The sequence below is a fragment of the Methylocystis sp. B8 genome, from assembly GCF_005771425.1.
GTDB lineage: Bacteria > Pseudomonadota > Alphaproteobacteria > Rhizobiales > Beijerinckiaceae > Methylocystis.
Window position 1 is genome coordinate 35,630 of record NZ_VBTZ01000008.1, and the last position, 21,359, is coordinate 56,988.

Here is a 21,359-nt window from a genome sequence, read left to right on the forward strand (position 1 = left end):
TCGTCCCGGCGGCTCAAAGAACCAACTATATATCGAAGCCTAGGCGTAATGGCCGAAGTCCGCAGCCTTCCAAAGGAGAGCCATGAACGTCCCGCGGAAAGCGATGTGGAAGGCGAGCGCCAGCAGCGATGTTCCGAGTCATGCGATCGACGATCGCTACGCCACGATCTGGGTCTCAGATCCCGCAGAAAAGCCCTGGCTCGAGATCGATCTCGGCGTCGTCGCCACGCTCGGCGGATTGGAAATCTACTGGGGTCATCGGTCGGCGCGCGAATATACGTTCGCAGGCTCGCTGGACAGCGAGGCTTGGACGAATCTTTGCGCTACTCGACATGGCGAGGGTGGACAGGAGGTTTTCGGCTTCCCGCCGGCAGAGGCCCGCTTCGTGCGCTGGAGCTGCGAAAACCCAGAGCGCCGGCCAGGTCCAGAGATCGTGGAAATCAACCTCTATGGGCCCGCAGACGCAGTTTCGACACTGGAGGAGGGCCGGATTACCGCTCTCGGCCATGCGCCGGTCAGGCTCGCGGCGGGCGAAAGCATCACCGTCGATCTCGGCTATGTCCGATCGGTGGTGGGGACGCTGGTGGAATGGGGAGAGGCTTACGGAACGGACTTCTCGGCCTATCTCTCCGACGATGGCAAAGTATTTCGCGAGCTCGGTCGCATCACGACCGGAGAAGGCCAAACCGACAGTTTCTGGTGGCCCTACGCGGCCAGCCGCTACATTCGCCTGACCGTGCATGCGGCGAGCGCGCCTGACGGCGCAGTCGTCAACGAGCTCAAGCTCCGTATCCTCGACCGAGATCGAATGCCCATCGGCCAATTAGAGCGGGCGGCGCGCGCGGGACGCGGCGATCTCTACCCGCAATCGCTGCTCGGGCGCCAAGTCTATTGGACCGTGCTGGGAGAGTTCGAACAAACGGAAGAAGCTCTTTTCGACGAATACGGCAATCTCGAACCCCGACGCGGATCGGCCCAAATCATGCCCCTGCTTCGCGTGGGGGCAAAACTCATCGGCGCTCCCGCGAGCGAACAAATCCGCTGCTCTCTCGAAAGCGGCTCGCTGCCTATCCCGAGCGTCATTTGGTCTGCGCTAGACATAGAGATTCGGGCGACCGCCCTAGCCCATGCCGGTCAGGCGTTGGTCGAGTATCGGATCGTCAACCACAGCGGCGCGCCTCGCGACGCAGCGCTCGTGCTGGCGGTGCGGCCGGTTCAGATCAATCCTTATTGGCAGCATGGGGGCCACACGCTCATCGACGCCATTTGCGTCGAGGGCCGGGAAGTGCGGGTCAACGATCGTGTCCATGCCGCATTTTCGCGCGACCCCGACGTCGTAACCGTCGCGGACTTCGACAACGGCGACGTCGTTAGGCTCGTCGAAAACGGCGCGAGAGCGACGGACCGGAGCCTGCGCTCGGAGTCAGGCCTTCTCAGCGCCGCCTTGGAGTTCGCTTTTTCTCTTCCGCCTGGCGCGAGCGACGCCGTCATCGTCGCCGCGCCTCGTCAGGAAAGCGTCTCGCCCGACGCCAGCGTGGCGTTCTCCGCCGTCTGCGAAAGCGTCGCCGATGGCTGGAGGAGGAGGATCGGCCCCAGGAGAATCACAGTCGGCGATCGGGAGGTTACCGAGACGGTGGAAGCGCAAACCGCGCTGATCCTCGTGAACGCGACGCGATTCGCTTTCAAGCCCGGTCCGAGAAATTATGACCGCGTATGGATACGCGACGGCTCCGCCCAAGCGCTCGCCTTGCTCTGGGCTGGTTTGATCGATGAAGCCAAAGCCTTCGTCCTCTGGTACTCGAAACGAATTTGCGCTAACGGCATGGTTCCGCCCATCCTCAATGAGGATGGTGCCCTCAACCATGGTTATGGAAGCGGAATCGAGTTCGACGCCCAGGGCGAGTTCGTCGGCATCGCGACGCAGGTTTATCGGATATCGAAGGATCGCGCCTTCCTCGCCGCCATTTTCGAACCCGTGGTCCGAGCGACCCGTTTCATCGAAGAGCTTTGCGCTCAAACCAATGCGCTGCATGGGCCAGAATCCCGATTTCATGGGCTCTTGCCCCGCTCCATCAGTCATGAGGGCTATGGCGGGCCGACTTATAGTTATTGGGATGATTTCTTCGCGTTGAGCGCTTGGCGCAATTGCGAATATCTGGCGAACGAAGCGGGTGAGAGAGAGACTGCGGCGCGCGCCAATGTAAGGGGGCAGGAGTTCGCCGCAAATCTCGCCCGCTCTCTTCGCTTGACCGCGGAGTTCCTGGGCAGAGGCCTCATCGCAGGCTCAGCCGACCGTGGCGACATTGATCCGACGTCCACCTCGATCGCCTTCGAGCCCTGCCGCGTCGAGGATGTGCTCCCTCACGAGCTCCTACAAGCGACCTACGACCTCAGCGTCGCTCGCATCAAGTCAATCAGCGCGCCGGAATTCGAGGGCGGCTTCGTGCCCTATGCCATCCGCAACCTCAACGCCTTCGTGTCGCTGGGCCGATTCGAAGACGCATTCCATCTGCTCGCCCTCGCGCTCGATTGCCGCAGGCCCAGAAATTGGCGGCATTGGGCGGAAGTCGTGTGGAGCCCGCCGCGGACGCCGCGATATATCGGCGACATGCCCCACACTTGGGTTGGGGCCGAGTTCGCCACGGCTATTCGAAGGATGTTGGTTCGAGAGAATGGCCGTACGCTCGAATTGTTCCGCGCCGTTCCTGATCAATGGTGGGAAGGAGAAGGCATAAGGCTGCAAAAGCTGCCGACAACCTTCGGCGTCGTCGATCTCCAGGCCCGTCGAGCGAATTCCACCGCGATCGTCGAACTTGCCTTGACGGGCCCGTCGCCAGACCGCGTGACGATACGCTATTCCGCGGCTCGGCGCGCTTTGGCGGATGGAAGGCCGTGCGACATCGACGGCGACGTGATTTCTTCAGCATGTTTCAGTACGCTGGCGATCGACTATTGAGCCGACCCCCGCGCGACCGAGACTGGTCGGCCCCTTGACGTTTCACCGTAAGCCGCTACCTCGTCGCTCCCAGCGACCTCCTCGATCTAAACAGCGGCGAAAGGCATGTAGATGTCGGTTTCGAGAGGCTTTGTCATGTTGCGCTTAATTGCAAGGGGACCGATAAAACCGCAACGACGCGTTTGCGGCGGCGTTGCTGGAGGAACTGCTCAGCGAATTTCCTTTCATCGACGCAGTCGACAAAACCGTAATGCTAAGCGCGATAATCACCACTGCGACGCGGGCTATGTTTCCAGTCGTGCCGGCCCGCGCCTGCACGGTGCCGGAAGCAGGAAGCGGGAAGAGCTTTCTGTCTGACCTTTGTTCGCTGATCATCAGCGGCAAGGACTGCTCGCAGCCTGTGAAAACGAGCATGAGCTGGAGAAAGAACTATCAGCGTCGCTTATCTCGGGTTGCGCTCTGACAAATCTCGACAACATGGTCGCGCCGTTGACCGGAGGCCTTTTATGTCAAACGGTGTCGCAACCGTATATCGAAGTGCGCCTCTTCGGAAAAAACGACAAGACAATCACCGTCGTCAATCGCACGACGATACAAGCTCAGCGCAATAATCTCAGCGTTCGCGATGACATGACCAGACGCGTCCTCATTGGCCAGATGGACGCTAAAGTCGAGCGTCTAGAATTGCGCGAGTTTGCGCGTAATCCGCGCGCCATGATTCTTGCTAATCGCGGCAAATATGTCGCCGCCTGCCTGACGATCGTGCGCGCCTGCGCGCTCGCTGGACGCCCTGGCAAACTCACGCCGCTAACGTGCACCGCGCTCAACCGACCAGCCACTTGCCCAGCACGAATCATTTGTCTTGAATAGTTTCGGGCCGCGCGCCAACCATTCCGGCTCCCACGACATAACGGAAACATGGCCGGAGCCGACAAGGTGGCTAAAGCCAACTCGATTGGAGATGATGGTCGCAGGGATGAACAGGAAGACAACTGCATAAACGGAGGGCAGTAGCGCGCGCGCTGGATATAGAACCCGGGACCCTCTCAGGGTGCGCACTAGTCGCACCAGTAGACCCGGCTTGTAATCTACCTTTTTTTCTTTTCGGCGCGCTGCGCCAGACGATGGACGATGCGCACTGCACCTATCCGGAAATGAAGCAGGCGGCCGCGCGTGGGCGCGTGGTCCTAAGGCGCGGCGATCACCGTGGGGTAGAGCGTGCGCGTCAAGGGATCGAGGCTGCCGAGTCCGAGAAGGATAGCGAGCCAAAGCAGCGCCGCTGCCGCAAGCAGCCATACAGGAGGGCCTTCTCGACGCAGGTCCATGAACCCGAACGCAGCGACTCCGACCATCGCCGCCGCGATAATCGCGACGCCGATTCGTCCCCAAGCGGGAAAAATGAATACAGCCGCAAGCTCTGCGGCGAGAAGCGCAACCATCAGCGACGCGACTGCAAAAAGACGAACGACGACTCCCGTCATGACGCCCGTCCTATGAGATAGATAAGTGGAAACAGAACGAGCCAGATAATGTCGATAAAGGTCCAGTAGAGGCCGACGATGAGAACAGGCGTGTGGCGTTTTGGCGTAAACTGGCGCGCCTGGGAGATGATCCAGGCGACAAGTCCCAGTCCGACGATCAGATGAAGGCCGTGAAGCGCTGTGCTGAAAAAATAGAAGGCGAAGAAGAGTTGCGCGCCATTTCTGGTCGGTCCTTGAATTGAGAAATTGGCGCCGGGGAAGAGCCCCTTTTCCAGGTCGCTGCGCCACTCCACGCCGAATTTCAGGCCGAGGAAGGCGAGTCCCAGCGTACAAGCGAATAGCAGCCACACGACCATCCTCCGGCGGCTTCCGAACTGGATGGAGGCGAGGCCGACGCCGTAGGCGAAACTACTCGCTATCAGCAGCGCAGTGTTCACGATGCCGATTGTCAGATCTGTCTGTCGCGCGCCTGCGTCGAATGCGCTTGGATCGGCAAGACGAGCATAGATCCATGAAAGGAAGATCGGGCCAAAGAACAGCGCCTCGCTCGCCAGGAAAAGCCAAATTCCGGAGATCGCCGTTTCACGCTGATGCTCGGCGCTCGCGAATTGAAACTCATGGGTCGCCACGTCACTCATGGCTTACCGTTTCCGCGTGTTCATATTGATAGGGCGGTTGCGTTACGGTGGGCGTCACGGCGAAATTTTCGGTCGGCGGAGGAGACGGCGTTGTCCATTCAAGTCCGGTTGCGCCCCACGGATTTGCGGACGCGCGTTCGCCATAAAGAAGCGACCAGGCGAAATAGCCAAGCGGCAACAGATAGCCTACGGCGAGCACCATTGCGCTCGCGGAAGAAAGCAGATTCAGCGCTTCGAAGTGTTGCGGGTAAGCGAAATAGCGGCGCGGCATGCCGAGATATCCCAGCAGGAACTGCGGAAAGAAAGTGAGATTGAAGCCAACGAATATGAGGATTGCGCCGACACGGCCCCACATCTCCGGATAGAGGCGTCCGGTCATTTTCGGCCACCAAAAATGGAAACCCGCGAAATAGGCCGAAACCATGCCGCCGACCATCACGTAATGAAAATGCGCAACCACGAAATAGGTCTGCGTAAGATGCACGTCGGCGGCGAGCGCCGCAACAAAAAGGCCCGTTAGTCCTCCCGTCGTGAACAGACCGATGAAACCGATCGCGTAAAGCATCGGCGCGTCGAAACGGATATAGCCTTTATGCATCGTGCCGATCCAGTTGAAGACTTTGATGGCCGATGGCACCGCAACCATATAGCTCAGCAGCGAAAAGACGATCGCTGAGTAGAGCGAGGTTCCCGCGACGAACATGTGATGGCCCCAGACGAGAAAGCCAATGACTGCGATCGCGATGCTCGCCCAGACAACGAATTTGTAGCCGAACAGTTCTTTGCGAGAGAATGCGGGGATGATTTCGCTGATGACGCCGAAGCCTGGCAAGATCATTACATAGACCGCCGGATGAGAATAAAACCAAAAGAGATGCTGAAACAGCAGCGGATCTCCGCCGATCGCAGGATCGAAGACGCCGATTCCGAAGATGCGCTCGAATGCGAGCAGAAGAAGAGTCATCGCGAGCACTGGCGTCGCGAGAACCAGGATGACGCTCGTCGCATAAAGCGACCACAGGAAGACCGGCATTTTGTACCAAGTCATTCCTGGCGCGCGGAGCTTATGTATCGAGATGATGAAATTGAGGCCGGTCGCAATCGACGAAAACCCCGCGATAAAGATGGCGACAACGGCGGCGACGACATGTCCTTTCGAGTAAAAGGATGTGAGTGGCGTATAAAATGTCCAGCCGGTGTCGACGCCGCCGCCAACGACGGCATAAAGCGCGATAAAGCCCGCAATCACGAACAAATACCAGCTCAGCAGATTGAGTCGCGGAAACGCCAGATCGCGCGCGCCGAGCATTAAGGGCGTCAGGAAATTGCCCAGCGTCACCGGCGCCGCCGGAACCAGGAAAAACCAAACCATCAAGATGCCGTGCATCGAGAAGAGCCGATTATAGGTCTCCGCCGAACCGATAAGCCCGTTGGGAGAAATCAGATTGTAGCGGATGAGAAAGGCCGCAACGCCTCCGACGAAGAAAAAGAAGGTTATGGCGACAATGTAGAGAATCGCGATTCGCTTGTGGTCGGTCGAGAGCAACCAACTGCGCAACGTATGGCCGTCGTCGAGATAAGAGACCTGGGCCGCCGAATGCGTCATGTCCGGTTCCCCGACCTCAGGGATTTAATATAGGCGATGAGCCGCAGCACTTTCTCTTCGCTGATCTGCCCGGCGAACGAAGGCATGATCTGCGGATAGCCGGCGACGGGAGTCTTATCAGGCGTCAGAATGCAGTCGCGGATGAATTTTTCATCCGCGGTTACCGTGGCCCCGGTTTGCAGCTTGACCGAACTGCCAATAAGTCCAGCCAAAGCGGGCGCGCTGACGCCTGTCGTCTCGGGCGATCCGCCGACCCCGCCTTCGCCATGACAGCCGCTGCATCCACGCGCCGCGTAGAGCTCCTTGCCGGCGGCAGCCATATCTTCATGCTGGCCCGCTGGCGCGCCGCCCGAGAGCCAATTTTCGAAATCGGGCTGCGACATCGCGACGACTTCGCCGGTCATCGAATAATGGCCGACGCCGCACAGCTGAGTGCAAAAAAGTTCGAAGGTTCCCGGCTTTTCGACTCGAAACCACAATGTCTCATAGCGGCCCGGCAAAACGTCATGCTTGATGCGAAAAGCCGGCACGGAAAAATCATGAATGACATCTTCCGAAGTCATCACGAGTTGGATCGGTCGGTTAATGGGGACGTGCAGCGCGTTGATTTCGCGCTGGCCGCCCTGATGTTCGACCTTCCACATCCATTGCTTTCCAACGACATAGATTTGCAATGCGTCCGCGGGCGGCTGGAAGAGGCGGACGTAAAGGTCGCCGCCCCAGATAAATAATAGAAAAAAGACCGCGAGCGTCGCCGCAGTCCAACTGATTTCGAAGCGCCAGGTCTTGCCCGAAGGGTGGCCACGATAGACGCCGCTCTCGTCGCGGTATCGAATCATGTAGAGAAGAATCAGCCCGAAGACGAGCGCAAGAACGGCGCAAGACACGACAAAAAGCGCGAGAATCAGAAAGTCGATCTCGCGTCCTTCGACCGTTACGCTCGGCACGTAGCCATTCATGCGCGCGCGCCCTTTCGAAACTCGCGGTAAATTATCGCCGCAATCGCAAAGGTCATAACGATGGCGCCGAGGCGAAGAAATTTTATGATGGCGAATGTGTATCGGCCCGTCGCCGAGTCGAAATCGAAACAGAGCAGAAGAGCAGGCGAGACCCTTGCCGCGACCTTCCTCGCCGCCGCGGCGTGAATCGCCGCACTCATTTCTTCCGGAGCAGATCCGATTGCGGAGAGGTAGCTAGAAATGACGCCGCTCGGCGTCACGAGAACGGCGCCGATCGGGTGTACGAACGTCTGTGCTCGTGCACCATCGCGATAATGAAATCCGACGGCTTCCGCTGTCTCGCGAATGTCGTCCGCTTTTCCGGCAAGGTAACGAAATCCGTCAGCGGTCCCCGTCGGCGACGCAGCGGCGAAATCCATGTCGCGCGCGCCCTTCGCAGCTTCAACCGACTCAGCGGGATCAATACTGATAGCGACGAAGACATAGTCAGAGCCCGCGGATAATCCTGCTTTCTGCGCGGCGCGCAATAAAGTGAGGCGCGTCACGCCACAAAGCTTTTCACAATGGAAATATCCAAGCACGAGAACAATCGGCGCGTGATCAAAAAGCTCACCAATGCGAACGTCTCGCCCGTCCGCGTCTATGAAAACGCTTTCCGGCGGCAGGCTGGCGCCCACTTTCTGCGTCAACGCAACTCCCGTTACGTCGGGCCTCCTCTGAGCATTGGCCGGAGAGTTGTTGAGAAGGATCAGCGCCAAAAAAGCGAGCAGCAGCTTCATTCGCATTCTCCTTTGGCGACGGAGAAAATGTCGGCGCCGCGCCGCCCGGGGTGCCTGGCCAGTCAGCAATCCCTTCTTTTGCGATCTTTCGCATCGCGACCGCGATCGGAATGTGAGCCGTCCCTTTTGTCTGATCGACCCAGCCGGCGCTGTTCAAGCGCGCCAATTCGCGTCGGCGGAAGTCCGCCATATCCTCCGCTGGATCGATTTGGAGTCGCGGCTCCGGATAGGGCGGCAGCGGCAGATTCATCGTTCTATCGCTGAGCGCGCTGGGAAAGAGCGCCCAGGCGAGAAGGGCAAAGCCAACGACGCTGAGAACCATCGAAGCAAAACCGATCGCGATAAAGCGACCGCCCACGTCGGTCTGTTCATGGGAAGCTGGCGCAAGATTTTTCTCGTGCATTGCGCTCACGCCTCAATCCAGTTCCAAATCTGTTTTGTCCAGCGTGCGGCGAGCAAGTTTGTGCAAGCCATCGCCAACAAGGCCGAAAGCGTAAGCAGTGCGATCGCCCATGATCTAGCGCCGGCCGCCGGCGCGACCAGCCAGAACTGATGAAGAATTCCGCCGACGAGGATCGACGCCGCCGCAAATCCAACGGCCTTAGGCGAATGTTGCGCTCTGGATGAGAGCAGCGTGAAAAAAGGCGCAAAGAAATGCGTGAATGCGATGAGCCAAGCGATAAAATCCCAACCCTGACGCCAGCGTGGCAGATACCATGCTGTCTCATGGGGAAGGTCGGACTGCCAGACGATCAGTAACTGCATGAAGGCCAGATAGCTCCAAAGAATAACGAAGGCGAGAAGCAGCCGGGCGATCTGTCGTAAGGCCTCGCGGTCTGGCGCAGGCGAAAGGACGAGCGCCAGCGCCGCAACGGATAGAGAAATGGCGCCAACCTCGCTTATGAAAACGAGACCGAATATGCTGGACGCGAATGTGGGATCGAGCGACATGATGGCGTCGATGGCGGCGAAAGTCGTCGTCAGCGCAAGAAGAATGAGAGCGTAGGGCGCAAGCCGCGCAAGCTCTTCGGCGCTTCGCTCTGCGCGCGTGACCAGCGCGCCGAGAATGAGCCAGATCAGCAGATAGATCACGCCGCGCAACAAAAAGGCGGATTCGTTGAGATAAATGGCGTTGTCGAACTGCGTCACGCCGCTTTGCAGCCACGGATAGATGCGCGTCGCCGTCAGAGCATAAGGAATGACGAACAGCGGAACGAGAAACACGGAGCGTGCGCCGGCGGCGAGAACGCCATGAATGGCTATCCCCCAGCGTCCGCCCGTCAGCGCGTGAATGAGGACAAGCGCCATGCCGCCAAGCGGCCAGGCGACCCACACGCTCAACGCGGCAAGCCAAGCGAAAGCAAAACTCTTGGGAGCCAATACCCAGCCGAGTATGGTTGCGCCATATCCAATCGCGCCCGCCAAGATCACGAAAATGGGGTTCATGGCGCGGCTTCCGTTTTCGCGCCAGCAAGGTCCTCGGCGGACGCGTTCTGGCTTTTCTGCAGCGCACGGATGTAGGCGGCGATCGCCCACCGGTCCGCCGGCGGCACGCGTGACGCGTAAGAGTACATCGTCCCGTGGCCCTTGGCGATCACATCCACGAAATAGAGCGTCGGCGCTTTAAGCAATCGCTCGACGTAGTAGGAGGGCGGTTCGGGGAACCCGCGCTGGACGATCATGCCCTGGCCATTGCCGAGCTCAGAGTGACATGGCGTGCAAAAAATTCGAAAGCGCTGCTGCCCGCGTTCGATGAGCGCGAGCGTTAAAGGCGGCGCGGTCGGTTCGCTATAAAGAAAGCTTACGACGTCGGGGGGCGTCTGCGCGGGCCCGACAAGCGGCGAATAGGTTCGCTGCTTGGGTTGATCGCTCATGTCGCTGCAAGCGCCGAGCGCGCAAAGGGCGACGACGGCGACGAGGCGAGTCACAGCTCGGCCTCTTCGATTGCGCGAGCGCCACAGTCTTGCAGGATCGCTTGCGACCGCGCCAATGCGTCCCAATCCCTCGCGCGAACAACGACAACCCAGCGATCAATCGATGAGTCTCGGATCATTGGGGTCTCGTCAACGGGATCGTAGTAGCGGGGGAGGCCGCAGAGCGCGCCGGCTCCGATGACGGCGGTGAGCACGACGGACAAAATGCCCGCCTCGAATGCGATGGGTATGAAGGAGGGCCATGAGAACGGCGGCCGTCCGCCAATGTCGAGCGGATAGGCAATAACATTCGCGAAACTTTGCAAAGTGAAGAAGGCGGCGGCGCCGAGTAGACCCATGACGAGCGCTACGGCGGGAAGCCGCGAGGGTTTTGGCGCTTCATTCGGCGGAACAGGACTAAAAAGCGTTACCTCGCCGACGCCGGCCGCGTTCAGACTAGACAAGGCCGCAAGCGACGCTTCTTCCGATATGAACGACCCCGTCAGTCCCTTCGACGCCGCCTGCGCTTCGAAGGACCGGCTCATTTCTCCGGCCTCGCGTTGCGCAGGATCACTTCACGCATCTCGAACATTGAAATTACCGGTAACAGACGGATGGCGATAAGAAGGCCGGCGATGAAGAGACCGACGGTCCCAAAAAGCGTCAGCCAATCCCAGATCGTCGGCGTGTATCCGCCCCAGGCGGAAGGCAGATGCGTCCGACGCAGGCTCATCACGACAATGACATAGCGCTCGCACCACATTCCGACGATCACGAAAAGGCTGATGAGAACGACGAGAGTCTCGTTAAGTCGAACGCTCCGACGCCACATCGATTGCGGCGCGACGACATTGAAGAGAATTGTCGCCCAGTAGACCGGCGCGAGTTCGCCTGTGAGTTTATCGATGAAGAGGCGCTTCTCGGCGGCGTCCGGCCCGTAGAAGACCGTGAACGCCTCCATCAGATAAGCGTAGCCCACGCAGAGGCTGCTCGTTAAGAGAAGCTTGCCGAGAATGTCGAAATGTCGGCCAGTGATGAAATCCTCAAGCCGGAGAAGGCGTCGCACCGGGATAGCAAGCAACATCACGGTTGCAAAACCAGACAATAGAGCGCCGAAAACGAAGAAGGGAGGGAACTCCGTCGAATGCCACCCAACCGTGGCCGCGCCGGCGAAATCGAGGCCGACGATGCTGTGCACAGAAATCACGAGCGGCGCCATCGCAGCTGCCAGGAGGCCGTAGCCGATGCGATAGTAACGCCAAGCGTTCTGCGAGCCGCGAAACCCCAAGGCAAATACGCCGTAGAAGCGGCGCTTATCTTGCGCGCCGGCCTTGTCGCGCATTGTCGCAAGATCGGGAACGAGGCCGTAATACCAGAAGAGAATTGATGAGACGACATAGGTGAGGATCGCTACAAAGTCCCACAGCAAGGGGCTTCTAAATTGCGGCCAGACGCCCATGACGTTGGGATAGGGAAAAAGCCAGTAAAAGAGCCAGGGCCGGCCGAGGTGCAATATCGGATAAATCGCCGCGCAGGCGGCGGCGAAGATGGTGATCGTCTCGGCGAGTCTATTGAGGGCGCTGCGCCACTCGACTTCGGCGAGATAGAACAGAGCCGAAATAAAGGTTCCGCCGGAAGCGATGGCAATCCACCAAACGTAATTTAGGATTGCGAAGCCCCAGACCACCGGCCAATCGATGCCCCAAATGCCGACGCCCGCGTAAAACAGCCAGCCGATGGCGACGACAAGGATGAAGACGAAAACCAGCGCCGCAGCGAGACTAAGCTTCCACCATAAGGGCCATGTTCGCTCCAGCGGCGGCGCGCATATTTGCGATGTCATGGACGATAGGGTCTGCTCTGGCGCCACAATCGGGTCGTTCTCATGCGGGGGTCTGCCCTCCGCGGAGATGTCACGCGCCAACTGGGCCTGCAGCAACGTCATTTCTTCGTCTCTTTCGGCTCATCGACATTTAGAACGCGCGCTTCATAGGTCACTCGCGGCTTGGTGTTCTGGTCAGCGAGCAGCGCATAGGACAGCGGGCCAGCGCGGCGCGCGGCGACCTCGCTCCCCTTCTCCGCCAGGTCGCCGAAAGTGAACGCGCGTGTCGGACAGGCGGCTTCGCAGGCGGTCGTGACTGCGGACGCTTTCTCGCCCTCGCGGTCGGCGACGATGCGCGCCGCCGCGATGCGTTGCAGACAGAAGGTGCATTTCTCCATGACGCCGCGCGCGCGCACCGTGACGTCTGGATTTCGCGACTCGATTGCGCGGCGCTCCTCGCCCGCGAAGTCGAAATAATTGAAGCGCCGAACCTTGTAGGGGCAATTATTCGAACAAAAGCGCGTGCCGACGCAGCGATTGTACACCATGACGTTGAGGCCTTCAGCGTCGTGCAGCGTCGCACCAACCGGACAGACCGGTTCGCAAGGCGCCTCCTCGCAATGCATGCAGAGTACGGGCTGAAAGCTGACTTTCGGCGACTCGGGCGGCCCATCGTAATAGCGATCAATGCGCAGCCAGTACATTTCGCGCTCGCGCAATATCTCTTCCTTGCCGACGACGGGAATGTTGTTTTCGGCTTGGCAGGCCACGACGCAGGCCTTGCAGCCGATGCAAGCATTGAGATCAATGCTCATGCCCCAAGCCGCCGGACCTTGGGGCTTCCATTCGTAGAAGGATGGCTGCGGTTCTTCGTTTCGTCGGGCGAAATTTGGATCGGCAAGGAATTGCGCCAACGCGCCGCTGCGCGCATATACGCCTTGCTCATCGAACATATTGGCGTGATGCTGCGTACTCGCCAGCTCTTCTCTGGCGTTGGTTTTTTGAACGTCGGGCGCGCAGCAAGAGCGCCCCATAAGCTTGAAAAAATCGACGCCTATATTTTGCCCCACCGGACCCGCGTGGCTTCTGCCAAATCCAAGAAGCGCGACGATGCAGTCGTCCGATTGACCCGGAGCGATGATGATCGGCGCCTTCGTATGTGCGCCGTCGACCGCGATGCGAACGACGTCGCCATCGTGAAGCAACATCTCGCGAGCGCGCTTGGGCGAGATCTGGAGAGGATTGCCCCAGCTGATTTTCGTCAGCGGACGCGGCAATTCCTGGAGCCAGGGATTGTCGGCATAACGACCGTCGAGAAGATAGGGGTCCGGCCGAAACAACAAGACGGGCGTTGCTGACGGCGGCTCTGGCGGTCGGATGCGCGCAACTGCATTCGACAGCGGTCGATTGCTTACGGGGCCAATGCTGTCTGGAACGACGCCGTTGGCAAGCGCGTCTATCCAGGCATCCTTCGCGCCAAGCGGCACTCTCCATGTCTCCCGTATGAGATCGAGAGATTTCGGCGGATCGGGCCGTAGCAGCAGGCCCAATAAGTCATGCGGCTCAAGCCCCTGATATAAAGGCAGGGCTTGCGGCTGCATCACGGTCGCCGTTCCATCGAAGGCGCGCGCGTCGCTCCAGCCCTCCCATGGATGGGCCATCGGGACCGCCCAGAGCGATGCGTCTGTTGTTTCATTTGGCGTCGCGCTCAGACAGAGACTGAAGTCCACTTGTCGCAACGCTTCCGCGAAGTCGAGCGCGCCTGGCGCGGCATAGACAGGATTGCTGTCTATGATGAGCAGCGAGCTTATTCGATCTGCGCGCATGTCGGGGATGAGCGCCGAGAGGGAAAGCGAGTCATCGGAGGAGGCGTGCGTCGCAGCCTCAAGAAGCGTGTAGACGGTGCCGCGCCCGCCGAGCGCCTCATTCATCGCGCATACGAGCGCATGCGCTTCCGGCGGATGATCGGGACCCAAATGAATGAAAGCGCGCCCGCGATTCGCCTTGAGATCGGACACGATCCTGTCGAGCCACGGCGGACCTTCAACAGGCTCCGCGTCGAGCAGCGCGCCGGCGAGAGCGCGCAGGACGCGGTGCGAGTCTTGTGGTCCCGCGATGAAGCGCTCGTCTGCGACGGCGGCAATGAGCGACGGCGTCGCTTCGATGGCGTAAAGGCGATTCATTTTCGCGCGGGTCGGATTGCGTCTGGACGCGAATTCGCGCGCAAAATTCAGATGACCTGGCGCGGCGCTTAAAAGATCGCTGTCGATGGCGAGAATGACGTCAGCGTTCTGAATTTGGAGTTTAAGTTCAAGACGCGCGCCATAGGCGAGCGCAAAGCCCTTTTCGACATTCTCGCGTCCGATCGGCTCCCAATGCAGCCAGCGAATCTGCGGATAGGATTTACGCAGCGCGTCAAGCTGCGCGGCGAGCGTCGGGGAGGTCGACGCCCCCGTAAGAATGACGAAGCCGGCGCCGCCGGTCGTCGCCAATCTGGCGCGCTGCTCGGCGAGCGCCTGTTCCAGCGCCGAACGGCTCTGCGGCAGGTTGGCGCGGGTCACGCCCCAAGAGCGGCGGGGGTCGTAGAAATTCAATAGTTCGGCCTGCGCCATGGGGCTCGTCGCGCCAAGACTTGCCGGATGAAAGGGATTGCCTTCGACCTTAATCGGCCGGCCCATAAAATGTTTGATGACGGTTCCAGCGGCGTAGCCGCCTTCAACATGCGCGCTGCTGTAGTAGTCGGGCGTTCCTGGAACTATGCCTGGCGGCGATCGGACGGCCGGGATGAGACGCCCTTCCGGCGCGCCATTACATCCGCCAAGTCCCACGCCGGCGAGCGCCAGCGAGGCGGCCATGAGCGCCAGCGCTTGCCGACGGTCGCGCGGCGCAGAAATGGATGCGACAAGGCCCGGAAACTCTTGTTCGACGCGCGAAAGGAACTGCGCATCTTGCGCTAGTTCCTCCAGGCTTCGCCATTGCGGTTTCACCGGTGGCATATCGAACAGTCCGTTAGATTTCTCTGTGGGACGCCGTATTCAGCGAGCAAGAGTTCCGGCGCGGGAGTTGTTTCGTCGCGCGTCCAGCTCGTATCGAAGATCTTGTTTTTTGGACGAAGGCGCGGACCAGGATCGCGGTGACAGTCGAGACAAAATTGCATCGTGAGCGACTTCGCCTTGTAGGTCAGCGCCATATTGGCGACGTCGCCGTGACAGCTCGAACAGCCAACGCCTTTCGCGATGTGGATGCTGTGATTGAAGTAGACGAAATCTGGAACGTCGGTGACGCGCCGCCAGACAAGAGGCTGATCGTTCTTCAGACTGTTGCGTACCGGCTCAAGCACGGCGGCCTTCGTCCAGATCTGCGAGTGGCAGGTCATGCAGGTGTAGGTCGGCGGCATGCCCGCGTTGGACGAAACTTCGACGGCGGTGTGACAATATCGACAGTCGATTCCTAATCCGGTCACGTGATGCCGGTGGCTAAAAGGAACTGGCTGTGAGGGAGCCCAATTCGCGCGCCGCGCATAATCGCTGTGGGGCCAAAGCCAAACGATTAGCGAAGACGCTACAAACGCCACCGCCAGGAGAAGGAGCGCGAGCGAAGCCCAGAAATTCGCGGCGGGTCGAAAAACTGAACCCATGAACCGCTCCGCTTCCGCCGGCCGGCCTGATCCTTCGGCGGCGCGGCTAGACCTAGCTCACAGTTGGTTCAGCACGCGCCTGCGGGCAAGCGTCTCGACGCGCTCGCATGGGAGCGTCTATGGAACAGCGAGCCGCGCCGCAGCAGCGGGAGGTCGTTTGAAATCATCGACACCGCCCGAACCATTTGCACTACGGTCGAAGTCGAGCATGAGCGCAGCTGAGCGGATTTGGTCGGTTGAGATGCGACGCGTTTTAACCTGCGTAAGATCAGCTCTGCTTAGTAGCGACCGGCGCCTTTGACGCCCGGGTGGCGACTGACGACGACCACCGCGGAGCCGAGCGCAAGGTGCCGCATCAACTGCTCCCTCGCGAAGCGGTGGCTCCGGAGCTCGCCATAGGCGCAAAGCTCGTGCCGGCGCCTCCTTAGTCGCCGCTCCACCAATCTCGCGCCTGGCGCGATCCCGAGCACAGGAAAACCTGCAGATCGACTGGGTGGTGGCGACCAGTTTGGCGTAATAATCGGCTGCTAAGGGTAATATGGAAGGTTTACCTCACGCCCAAAGCGGACATGCGCTGCGCGCAGGGTCTACCACAATGATCGAGACCCGTTGGACAACGGGCCACAACAGTGACGGCAACACTAAAGACTGTAGCGGGTCAAGAAATTATCGAACTCTTTGATTTGCTTTATTGGTAGCGGAGGAGCGCTACCGTCTTTCCCCACAACGCCCAAATATCCGCTACCGCATCCAGTCATTAGCTTGACACCTCGCACTGTGTCGAAGGCGGCTATTCAGACTGCGGCGGGAGGCAGTCCAGCTATATATATACAGTGCCCAAATCCTGCCGTAGAGCGCCTCAAGCGCGAATGCATAAAAGCCTTAACGTCGAACAAGGGCACGCTCAGGCCGGTTGCGCACAGACCGGCCCCAGCGTGCCAGGATAGCCAAGAGAATTCACCTTTATCGGCGCTGGGCGCAGTGCGAGGATAGACGTCGTGTCGCCTGGGTGAAGCCTCCAATCCTCGGCTCGTCGAGTGCTGCACAACGCGAGAGGTGCGCGTCGCATACGCCGTGCGGCTTGACCGACGTCACGCGATCGCCAGAGTGCCGGCGCCCGCCGCACTCTCCTGCGCAAGGCAATGGGATTTTACGCGCGACGCAACTTTGCCGCCTGGCGACGTAATGGGTAGTCAGGACTATCGTAAAGGCGGCGCGAATCTCAGGACCGAAAAAGCGTTGGTCATTCACTTCGAGGGAACAACTGGCCAATATCTTCGGTGTAAGTTCCTCAACCGCATAGCGGATAGCCTCTGACGCGTAATCGAAACGCTGGAAACTAAGCGCTTTGCAATTCGCGCTTTTTGCGTTGCAAAAGAAGAGGGCCGCTTCGGCTCGGTAGTCCTTCACGTCCAAGTCAGCCTCCCGTAGCTATTATGTTAAATCATGGTCCAGCGAGACGAGTTCGAGAGAGGATTCGATGGAGACCCTTTCCTGCCCATCGCGATCTCTCTTCATCCGATACTGCAACCCGGCGCCGGAATCGGGAAGATGGTGAGTGACGTGAAACGAATCCGTGCCTTTAGGCGCTCCGAACTTTTGGATCACGCGAACGCCGATCGGGAACTTATGCGAAGGGCTGGGAATGATGCGATGCGCGTGGCGGCGCGCGGGTACTCCCCCTTCGTTGTCATTCGACATGTGGAGCATTCCTAAGTTTATCCAACCTTAATGCGAAGTCTTGCCGCTTCGTTATTCACCGTCGGCGCTTCGCTTCGGCTTCGCGCGCTTGGAGCCGCAAAGTTCCGCAATCGCGCACTCCCGAGTTGCGACGTTTTTCAGCGGTTTCGAGCGGCCTTGTCGAAGGGGCATATTCTGTCGAGGATAGTTGACGCAGCATGGAGCACGGTAAAAGCGTCAATATTTTTTCCGTTCGGCGATCGTTCGGCTAACTCATCAAGTATTTTAGGAAGTTTGTTAATAGCATCCTGCTGAATCTCAAGTAAACCTTGATCCATGGACGGCCACGGCATCATGTCGTCCGGCAAGCGCCAGTCGGGATGTGGATCGTAAGAAATTGCGCTCACCGCGGCCAAAACGATCTGTTTGGCCTGCTCCGAAACGCTGGCGGCATTCCGTTTCTGCCACTCAAGAATTTTGCCTCTGATCTGCTCCGCTATGTCATGCATTGGCGTTAGCTCTGACCCTTAACCAGTCTGCTGAAGCCTGAAGCCCGGTCCTCGGATTTAAAGCTCTGGAGAGGAAGTCGAGCGGAGAATGATATGCGTTCATGCAAAACTTGCCTATTTACGTAAGTCTCTAGCAGCCGCGTTTCAATCTCAGCCTGAGGAAACGTCGCCTTGTCGTCTGACGGTCAAGCTTCTTCACGAAACATCGCGAACGTCGGCACCATGAAATAGCATATTCCAATTGCGGCACGCCGCTTCCGTCGGCGACGACTGTACGACTGTATGCAAGGCCGTTCGCCTTCCCGTGCCCGATCGTTTCCTGATAGCTTCCAGACAGTCCACACTACGCTTCCGCAAGAATGTGTTCTGCATTCGTCGGATGCACCTTCGTGTCCGAAACGCCGTGAAAAATGATGGTCCGCGCGCGATCCCTGGCGCGACGCTCGGGGCATGATGAGATTTTGCCATTCATGGCGATAAAAGCGGAGGCTGTGTCGCTGGCGACTCCATAGGCAAGGCCCGAGTGAATGCCTGCCCCCGCCGTAAAGGTAGAGTTCGCTCATGATGGCGGCGACATCGAGCTGACCCGAACCTCTACCGACATCCCTTCGAAGGCATCACTCGTCCCCACGAAGCTTCCCGTTACGGGCGTGACCTGTAGAATGTCGCGTCCGACTGCTACGGGAATTAGATTAGCGCCGCCAACGCTGCGGTTTGTTGGATCGAACGTTATCCAGCCCGCGCCTGACAGATAGACTTCCGCCCAAGCATGCATTGTTCCTGCTCCTTCCGATCCAGCTGTGTCTCCGGCTGGTTCGTGAAGATAGCCCGACACGATCCTCGCCCCGAATCCCAACGTGCGGACCGCTTCGACGAAGAGCACTGCCATGTCGCGGCAGGAGCCGCGTCCGCGCTCCAATGTGTATGCAGGCGATTGCGTCCCCTCCTCGTCGCGCGCTTGATAGGAAACCCAGGCCAGGATGCCGGCATTGACATCTTTCAGAAGTGAAAGCGTGTCGGTCGGGTTAATGCGGACAAAACCTCGGACCCATTCCCGCAATTGCCCCCTCGAATCGAGGTATTGCGGAGTTCTGAGAGCTCCGAGGTCCGTCCATTCATCGTCGCTGTATCGAAAGGGATAGAAGATCACAGAGGAGGCGATGTCGAAGACCGGGTATGCGGCAGCATCAAGTTCGAGTTCGGCGACGCTGTCGATGATCAGGCTGTCGGTCATGGTCTGGAATGTCGCGGTCGCCACCATGTTCCCTGCAACATCCTGCGCCCAGGTCACGACCGCGTGCGGCTCCACGGTCAGCTCCATAGAGCGCAGACGAAGCTCGGGGCTTTCCCGCGGCCGAAGCATAAGGCGATGCGGGCGCGGTCCCACAGGTTTGCCATAGCAATAAGTCGTCCGATGGCGGATTCTCAAAGTGACCATTGCTTTTTCCGATAAGGCGCAGCGCAAAGGCCACCTGCGCGATGCCGATCTGGATATGGTGGAGCGTCCGCCCGGGCGATTGCAGACCCTCTAGACACGAATTGCCGAATTAATTAACCGAAAGTCACACGACACCATCGAGACGAACTCAAACACCCTAAACTAGGGGCACACAAAATCTACGATCGCCTTCGCGAGCACAGCGATCGAGAGGTTGCGTTGTGCTGAAGTCGCCGCTGCCGACGACCGCCCAAAAACAAACTCTCGATCGAGAGTGCTGCGCGCGTGAAGTCACGCTGCGTCGCGAAGATTCCTGATAAGATCGTGATTTTCTCGCACACCCTCGTACTGCCTCCTAACAATAGTCGCGACGTCAGGCGGCAAATCCTCGCCCAAGGCTTTTTCATATGCCGCTTTAGCGACATCTTCGCCTCGCTCGCATTCCGGTAGGATGGCCGCTTCGTCTCCACCCGTAACGGCCGCCTTCATGTTCGTCCACGCCCGATGAATTGCGCCGGAACGGGTCCCTGATTCGCTTGGAATGCCCCCAAGCTTAACGATTTCGTTGTCCAGTTCACGCGCCCCCATAGCGCAACGCGCAGCGGCCCGTTGAAATGTGTTTTTTAAACTTTCGTCTTGGACGCCCTCGGCCGTAGCGACAAAACCCTTCTCGCCTCGCGGCTCACCTCAGCCAAGTTCATGAGCGTAGTCAATGCGTGCGAACTCACCGTTTTCTCTGAGTCTCTATTTTTGCTGTAACTGATCAACGTGTCGGACGGCGAGATGTTCCGATCTGGTTCGCATTGCCTCATTCCAGCACGGCTCCGCCCTTGTATTAAGGGGGCGCATTACTTATGTTATTTCTATCGATTTTCGCCGAACGACTATGCCGAGAGCGCCAAAACCAGCGCAGGCGAATTGCTCCCCAGAACGTCGATCGACACTGCGCTGCATTTTGCGAGCGCGACAAAATCGCTTTAAGGGAATGATCATGCAGATCGACACGGTAGGGCCTTCGCCCGAGGAACACAGATTTTTTCAACTTGCGACAGTCGCTCCGATCCTAGCAATCCTTCTCATCGCTGCCGCGATTACTGGCGCTATCAGTGTGATTGTCGGAGCTCAATTGGGCACTGTCGCCTAACGAACTCGACAATTCTCCAGAGCGCTGCCGGAAGCCTAAACCCTTCAGAGGAAAACTAACTCCACGTTCACGCACAGTGTTTGGCGGCCCAAACATGAATGCGCTTCTGTGAAACCCGAAACCCGGCGTCGCTTAGAACGCAAATTTTGAGAGGATGAACTCATGGTCAAAGCTGAACTCGGCGCAAAGCGCCGGTGCTTGCAATGTGAGACGCTCTTTTTTGATCTCAATCGGGCGCCTCCGGCCTGCCCAAAATGCCAGGCGATCTTCGTCGTTATCGAGCTGCCACGTTCGCCTCCCAGAGGGGCCGCGGGTGGATGGAAGACTTTCAAGAAGCCAGACGCGGCAGCCGCCGCCGCCGACGTAGTCGATCTCGACCCTCTGGCGAGCGAGCAGACCGAGGAAGATGTCGTTGCGACAGACGAAACAGAGGAAGATGTCGTTGCGACAGATGAAGAGGAAAACGACGGCGTCGTTCCGGTCGACGAAGAGGAGAACAATCGTATCCTACCCAGCGATGCGGATGAGTTCACCGAACTTACATGATGTTCACCAGTACCGAGAAACTCATAAGGCGTCGTTCTGTCCTTCCATTTAACACTGAATTCAAAAACCGCTCATCCAGATCTTCCATGTCTCGCCCACCCGGTGGAAGCAGCGGCGCCGACCAGGAATTAACGTGTTTCTTGGACGCGGCAAAGTTCTCCGAAGATCGAAGCCAAAATGACGGTGGGCGCGCAGCAGCGATGCGCGCAGCCGACACATTATTTCGCTTCGACGGGGCGGAGTCGCCCAAC

17 protein-coding genes and 1 pseudogene are annotated in these 21,359 nt (G+C 58.9%); 3 read left to right on the top strand and 15 right to left on the bottom strand.

The window, feature by feature from the left end:
- Positions 1–82: 82 nt before the first annotated feature.
- On the top strand, positions 83–2,956 hold the full coding sequence (locus FEV16_RS13030; RefSeq protein WP_138168076.1) for a discoidin domain-containing protein: 2,874 nt from the start codon (positions 83–85) through the stop codon (positions 2,954–2,956).
- 360 nt (positions 2,957–3,316) lie between these two features.
- Positions 3,317–3,826, top strand: a complete 510-nt coding sequence (locus FEV16_RS13035; protein ID WP_171015228.1) for a hypothetical protein — start codon at positions 3,317–3,319, stop codon at positions 3,824–3,826.
- 317 nt (positions 3,827–4,143) lie between these two features.
- On the opposite strand, the gene FEV16_RS13040 is transcribed toward FEV16_RS13035, so the two are convergent.
- The 15 genes and pseudogenes from FEV16_RS13040 to FEV16_RS13130 form a co-directional block, all read right to left on the bottom strand.
- Positions 4,144–4,437 (bottom strand): hypothetical protein, encoded by a 294-nt coding sequence (locus FEV16_RS13040; protein WP_138168078.1) that lies wholly within the window; start codon positions 4,435–4,437, stop codon positions 4,144–4,146.
- On the bottom strand, positions 4,434–5,075 hold the full coding sequence (locus FEV16_RS13045; RefSeq protein WP_138168079.1) for a cytochrome c oxidase subunit 3: 642 nt from the start codon (positions 5,073–5,075) through the stop codon (positions 4,434–4,436). Before FEV16_RS13045 ends, FEV16_RS13040 begins: the two co-directional genes overlap by 4 nt.
- On the bottom strand, positions 5,068–6,681 hold the full coding sequence (locus FEV16_RS13050; protein ID WP_138168080.1) for a cbb3-type cytochrome c oxidase subunit I: 1,614 nt from the start codon (positions 6,679–6,681) through the stop codon (positions 5,068–5,070). Before FEV16_RS13050 ends, FEV16_RS13045 begins: the two co-directional genes overlap by 8 nt.
- Positions 6,678–7,640 (bottom strand): cytochrome c oxidase subunit II, encoded by a 963-nt coding sequence (gene coxB, locus FEV16_RS13055; protein ID WP_138168081.1) that lies wholly within the window; start codon positions 7,638–7,640, stop codon positions 6,678–6,680. Before coxB ends, FEV16_RS13050 begins: the two co-directional genes overlap by 4 nt.
- On the bottom strand, positions 7,637–8,419 hold the full coding sequence (locus FEV16_RS13060; RefSeq protein ID WP_171015229.1) for an SCO family protein: 783 nt from the start codon (positions 8,417–8,419) through the stop codon (positions 7,637–7,639). Before FEV16_RS13060 ends, coxB begins: the two co-directional genes overlap by 4 nt.
- Before the next feature lie 408 nt (positions 8,420–8,827).
- Positions 8,828–9,865, bottom strand: coding sequence for a hypothetical protein (locus FEV16_RS13070; protein ID WP_138168083.1), 1,038 nt, complete (start codon positions 9,863–9,865; stop codon positions 8,828–8,830).
- Positions 9,862–10,347: a cytochrome c gene (locus FEV16_RS13075; protein ID WP_246657322.1), complete on the bottom strand. Its 486-nt coding sequence runs from the start codon at positions 10,345–10,347 to the stop codon at positions 9,862–9,864. Before FEV16_RS13075 ends, FEV16_RS13070 begins: the two co-directional genes overlap by 4 nt.
- Positions 10,344–10,877 carry a DUF3341 domain-containing protein gene (locus FEV16_RS13080; protein ID WP_138168084.1) on the bottom strand — a complete coding sequence of 178 codons (534 nt, stop codon included), beginning with the start codon at positions 10,875–10,877 and terminating at the stop codon, positions 10,344–10,346. Before FEV16_RS13080 ends, FEV16_RS13075 begins: the two co-directional genes overlap by 4 nt.
- Entirely contained in the window at positions 10,874–12,277 is a 1,404-nt protein-coding gene (nrfD, locus tag FEV16_RS13085) for an NrfD/PsrC family molybdoenzyme membrane anchor subunit (protein WP_138168085.1), read from the bottom strand. Before nrfD ends, FEV16_RS13080 begins: the two co-directional genes overlap by 4 nt.
- Entirely contained in the window at positions 12,274–15,150 is a 2,877-nt protein-coding gene (locus FEV16_RS13090; protein ID WP_138168086.1) for a TAT-variant-translocated molybdopterin oxidoreductase, read from the bottom strand. Before FEV16_RS13090 ends, nrfD begins: the two co-directional genes overlap by 4 nt.
- Complete coding sequence (locus FEV16_RS13095; protein ID WP_138168087.1) at positions 15,138–15,791, bottom strand: cytochrome c3 family protein; 654 nt, start codon at positions 15,789–15,791, stop codon at positions 15,138–15,140. The genes FEV16_RS13090 and FEV16_RS13095 overlap by 13 nt, the downstream gene beginning before the upstream one ends.
- 1,434 nt (positions 15,792–17,225) lie before the next feature.
- Positions 17,226–17,492, bottom strand: a complete 267-nt coding sequence (locus FEV16_RS13110; protein ID WP_138168088.1) for a hypothetical protein — start codon at positions 17,490–17,492, stop codon at positions 17,226–17,228.
- A gap of 137 nt (positions 17,493–17,629) precedes the next feature.
- Positions 17,630–17,980: a hypothetical protein gene (locus FEV16_RS13115; protein ID WP_138168089.1), complete on the bottom strand. Its 351-nt coding sequence runs from the start codon at positions 17,978–17,980 to the stop codon at positions 17,630–17,632.
- Between the two features lie 559 nt (positions 17,981–18,539).
- Complete coding sequence (locus tag FEV16_RS13125) at positions 18,540–19,418, bottom strand: transglutaminase family protein (RefSeq protein WP_138168090.1); 879 nt, start codon at positions 19,416–19,418, stop codon at positions 18,540–18,542.
- Between the two features lie 291 nt (positions 19,419–19,709).
- Positions 19,710–20,033: pseudogene (locus tag FEV16_RS13130) on the bottom strand (PA2169 family four-helix-bundle protein); the annotation flags it as partial.
- Between the two features lie 691 nt (positions 20,034–20,724).
- Between FEV16_RS13130 and FEV16_RS13135 the strand changes: the two are divergent.
- Positions 20,725–21,108 (top strand): TIGR02300 family protein, encoded by a 384-nt coding sequence (locus FEV16_RS13135; RefSeq protein ID WP_138168091.1) that lies wholly within the window; start codon positions 20,725–20,727, stop codon positions 21,106–21,108.
- The last annotated feature ends 251 nt before the right edge of the window (positions 21,109–21,359 follow it).

Coding starts and splice junctions, on each gene's coding strand:
- coxB (WP_138168081.1), bottom strand. CDS start 7,640: ATGAATGGCTACGTGCCGAGCGTAACGGTCGAAGGACGCGAGATCGAC.
- FEV16_RS13090 (WP_138168086.1), bottom strand. CDS start 15,150: ATGCCACCGGTGAAACCGCAATGGCGAAGCCTGGAGGAACTAGCGCAA.
- FEV16_RS13045 (WP_138168079.1), bottom strand. CDS start 5,075: ATGAGTGACGTGGCGACCCATGAGTTTCAATTCGCGAGCGCCGAGCAT.
- FEV16_RS13050 (WP_138168080.1), bottom strand. CDS start 6,681: ATGACGCATTCGGCGGCCCAGGTCTCTTATCTCGACGACGGCCATACG.
- FEV16_RS13040 (WP_138168078.1), bottom strand. CDS start 4,437: ATGACGGGAGTCGTCGTTCGTCTTTTTGCAGTCGCGTCGCTGATGGTT.
- FEV16_RS13115 (WP_138168089.1), bottom strand. CDS start 17,980: ATGCATGACATAGCGGAGCAGATCAGAGGCAAAATTCTTGAGTGGCAG.
- FEV16_RS13125 (WP_138168090.1), bottom strand. CDS start 19,418: ATGGTCACTTTGAGAATCCGCCATCGGACGACTTATTGCTATGGCAAA.
- FEV16_RS13070 (WP_138168083.1), bottom strand. CDS start 9,865: ATGAACCCCATTTTCGTGATCTTGGCGGGCGCGATTGGATATGGCGCA.
- FEV16_RS13060 (WP_171015229.1), bottom strand. CDS start 8,419: ATGAAGCTGCTGCTCGCTTTTTTGGCGCTGATCCTTCTCAACAACTCT.
- FEV16_RS13080 (WP_138168084.1), bottom strand. CDS start 10,877: ATGAGCCGGTCCTTCGAAGCGCAGGCGGCGTCGAAGGGACTGACGGGG.
- FEV16_RS13110 (WP_138168088.1), bottom strand. CDS start 17,492: ATGTCGAATGACAACGAAGGGGGAGTACCCGCGCGCCGCCACGCGCAT.
- FEV16_RS13095 (WP_138168087.1), bottom strand. CDS start 15,791: ATGGGTTCAGTTTTTCGACCCGCCGCGAATTTCTGGGCTTCGCTCGCG.
- nrfD (WP_138168085.1), bottom strand. CDS start 12,277: ATGACGTTGCTGCAGGCCCAGTTGGCGCGTGACATCTCCGCGGAGGGC.
- FEV16_RS13030 (WP_138168076.1), top strand. CDS start 83: ATGAACGTCCCGCGGAAAGCGATGTGGAAGGCGAGCGCCAGCAGCGAT.
- FEV16_RS13135 (WP_138168091.1), top strand. CDS start 20,725: ATGGTCAAAGCTGAACTCGGCGCAAAGCGCCGGTGCTTGCAATGTGAG.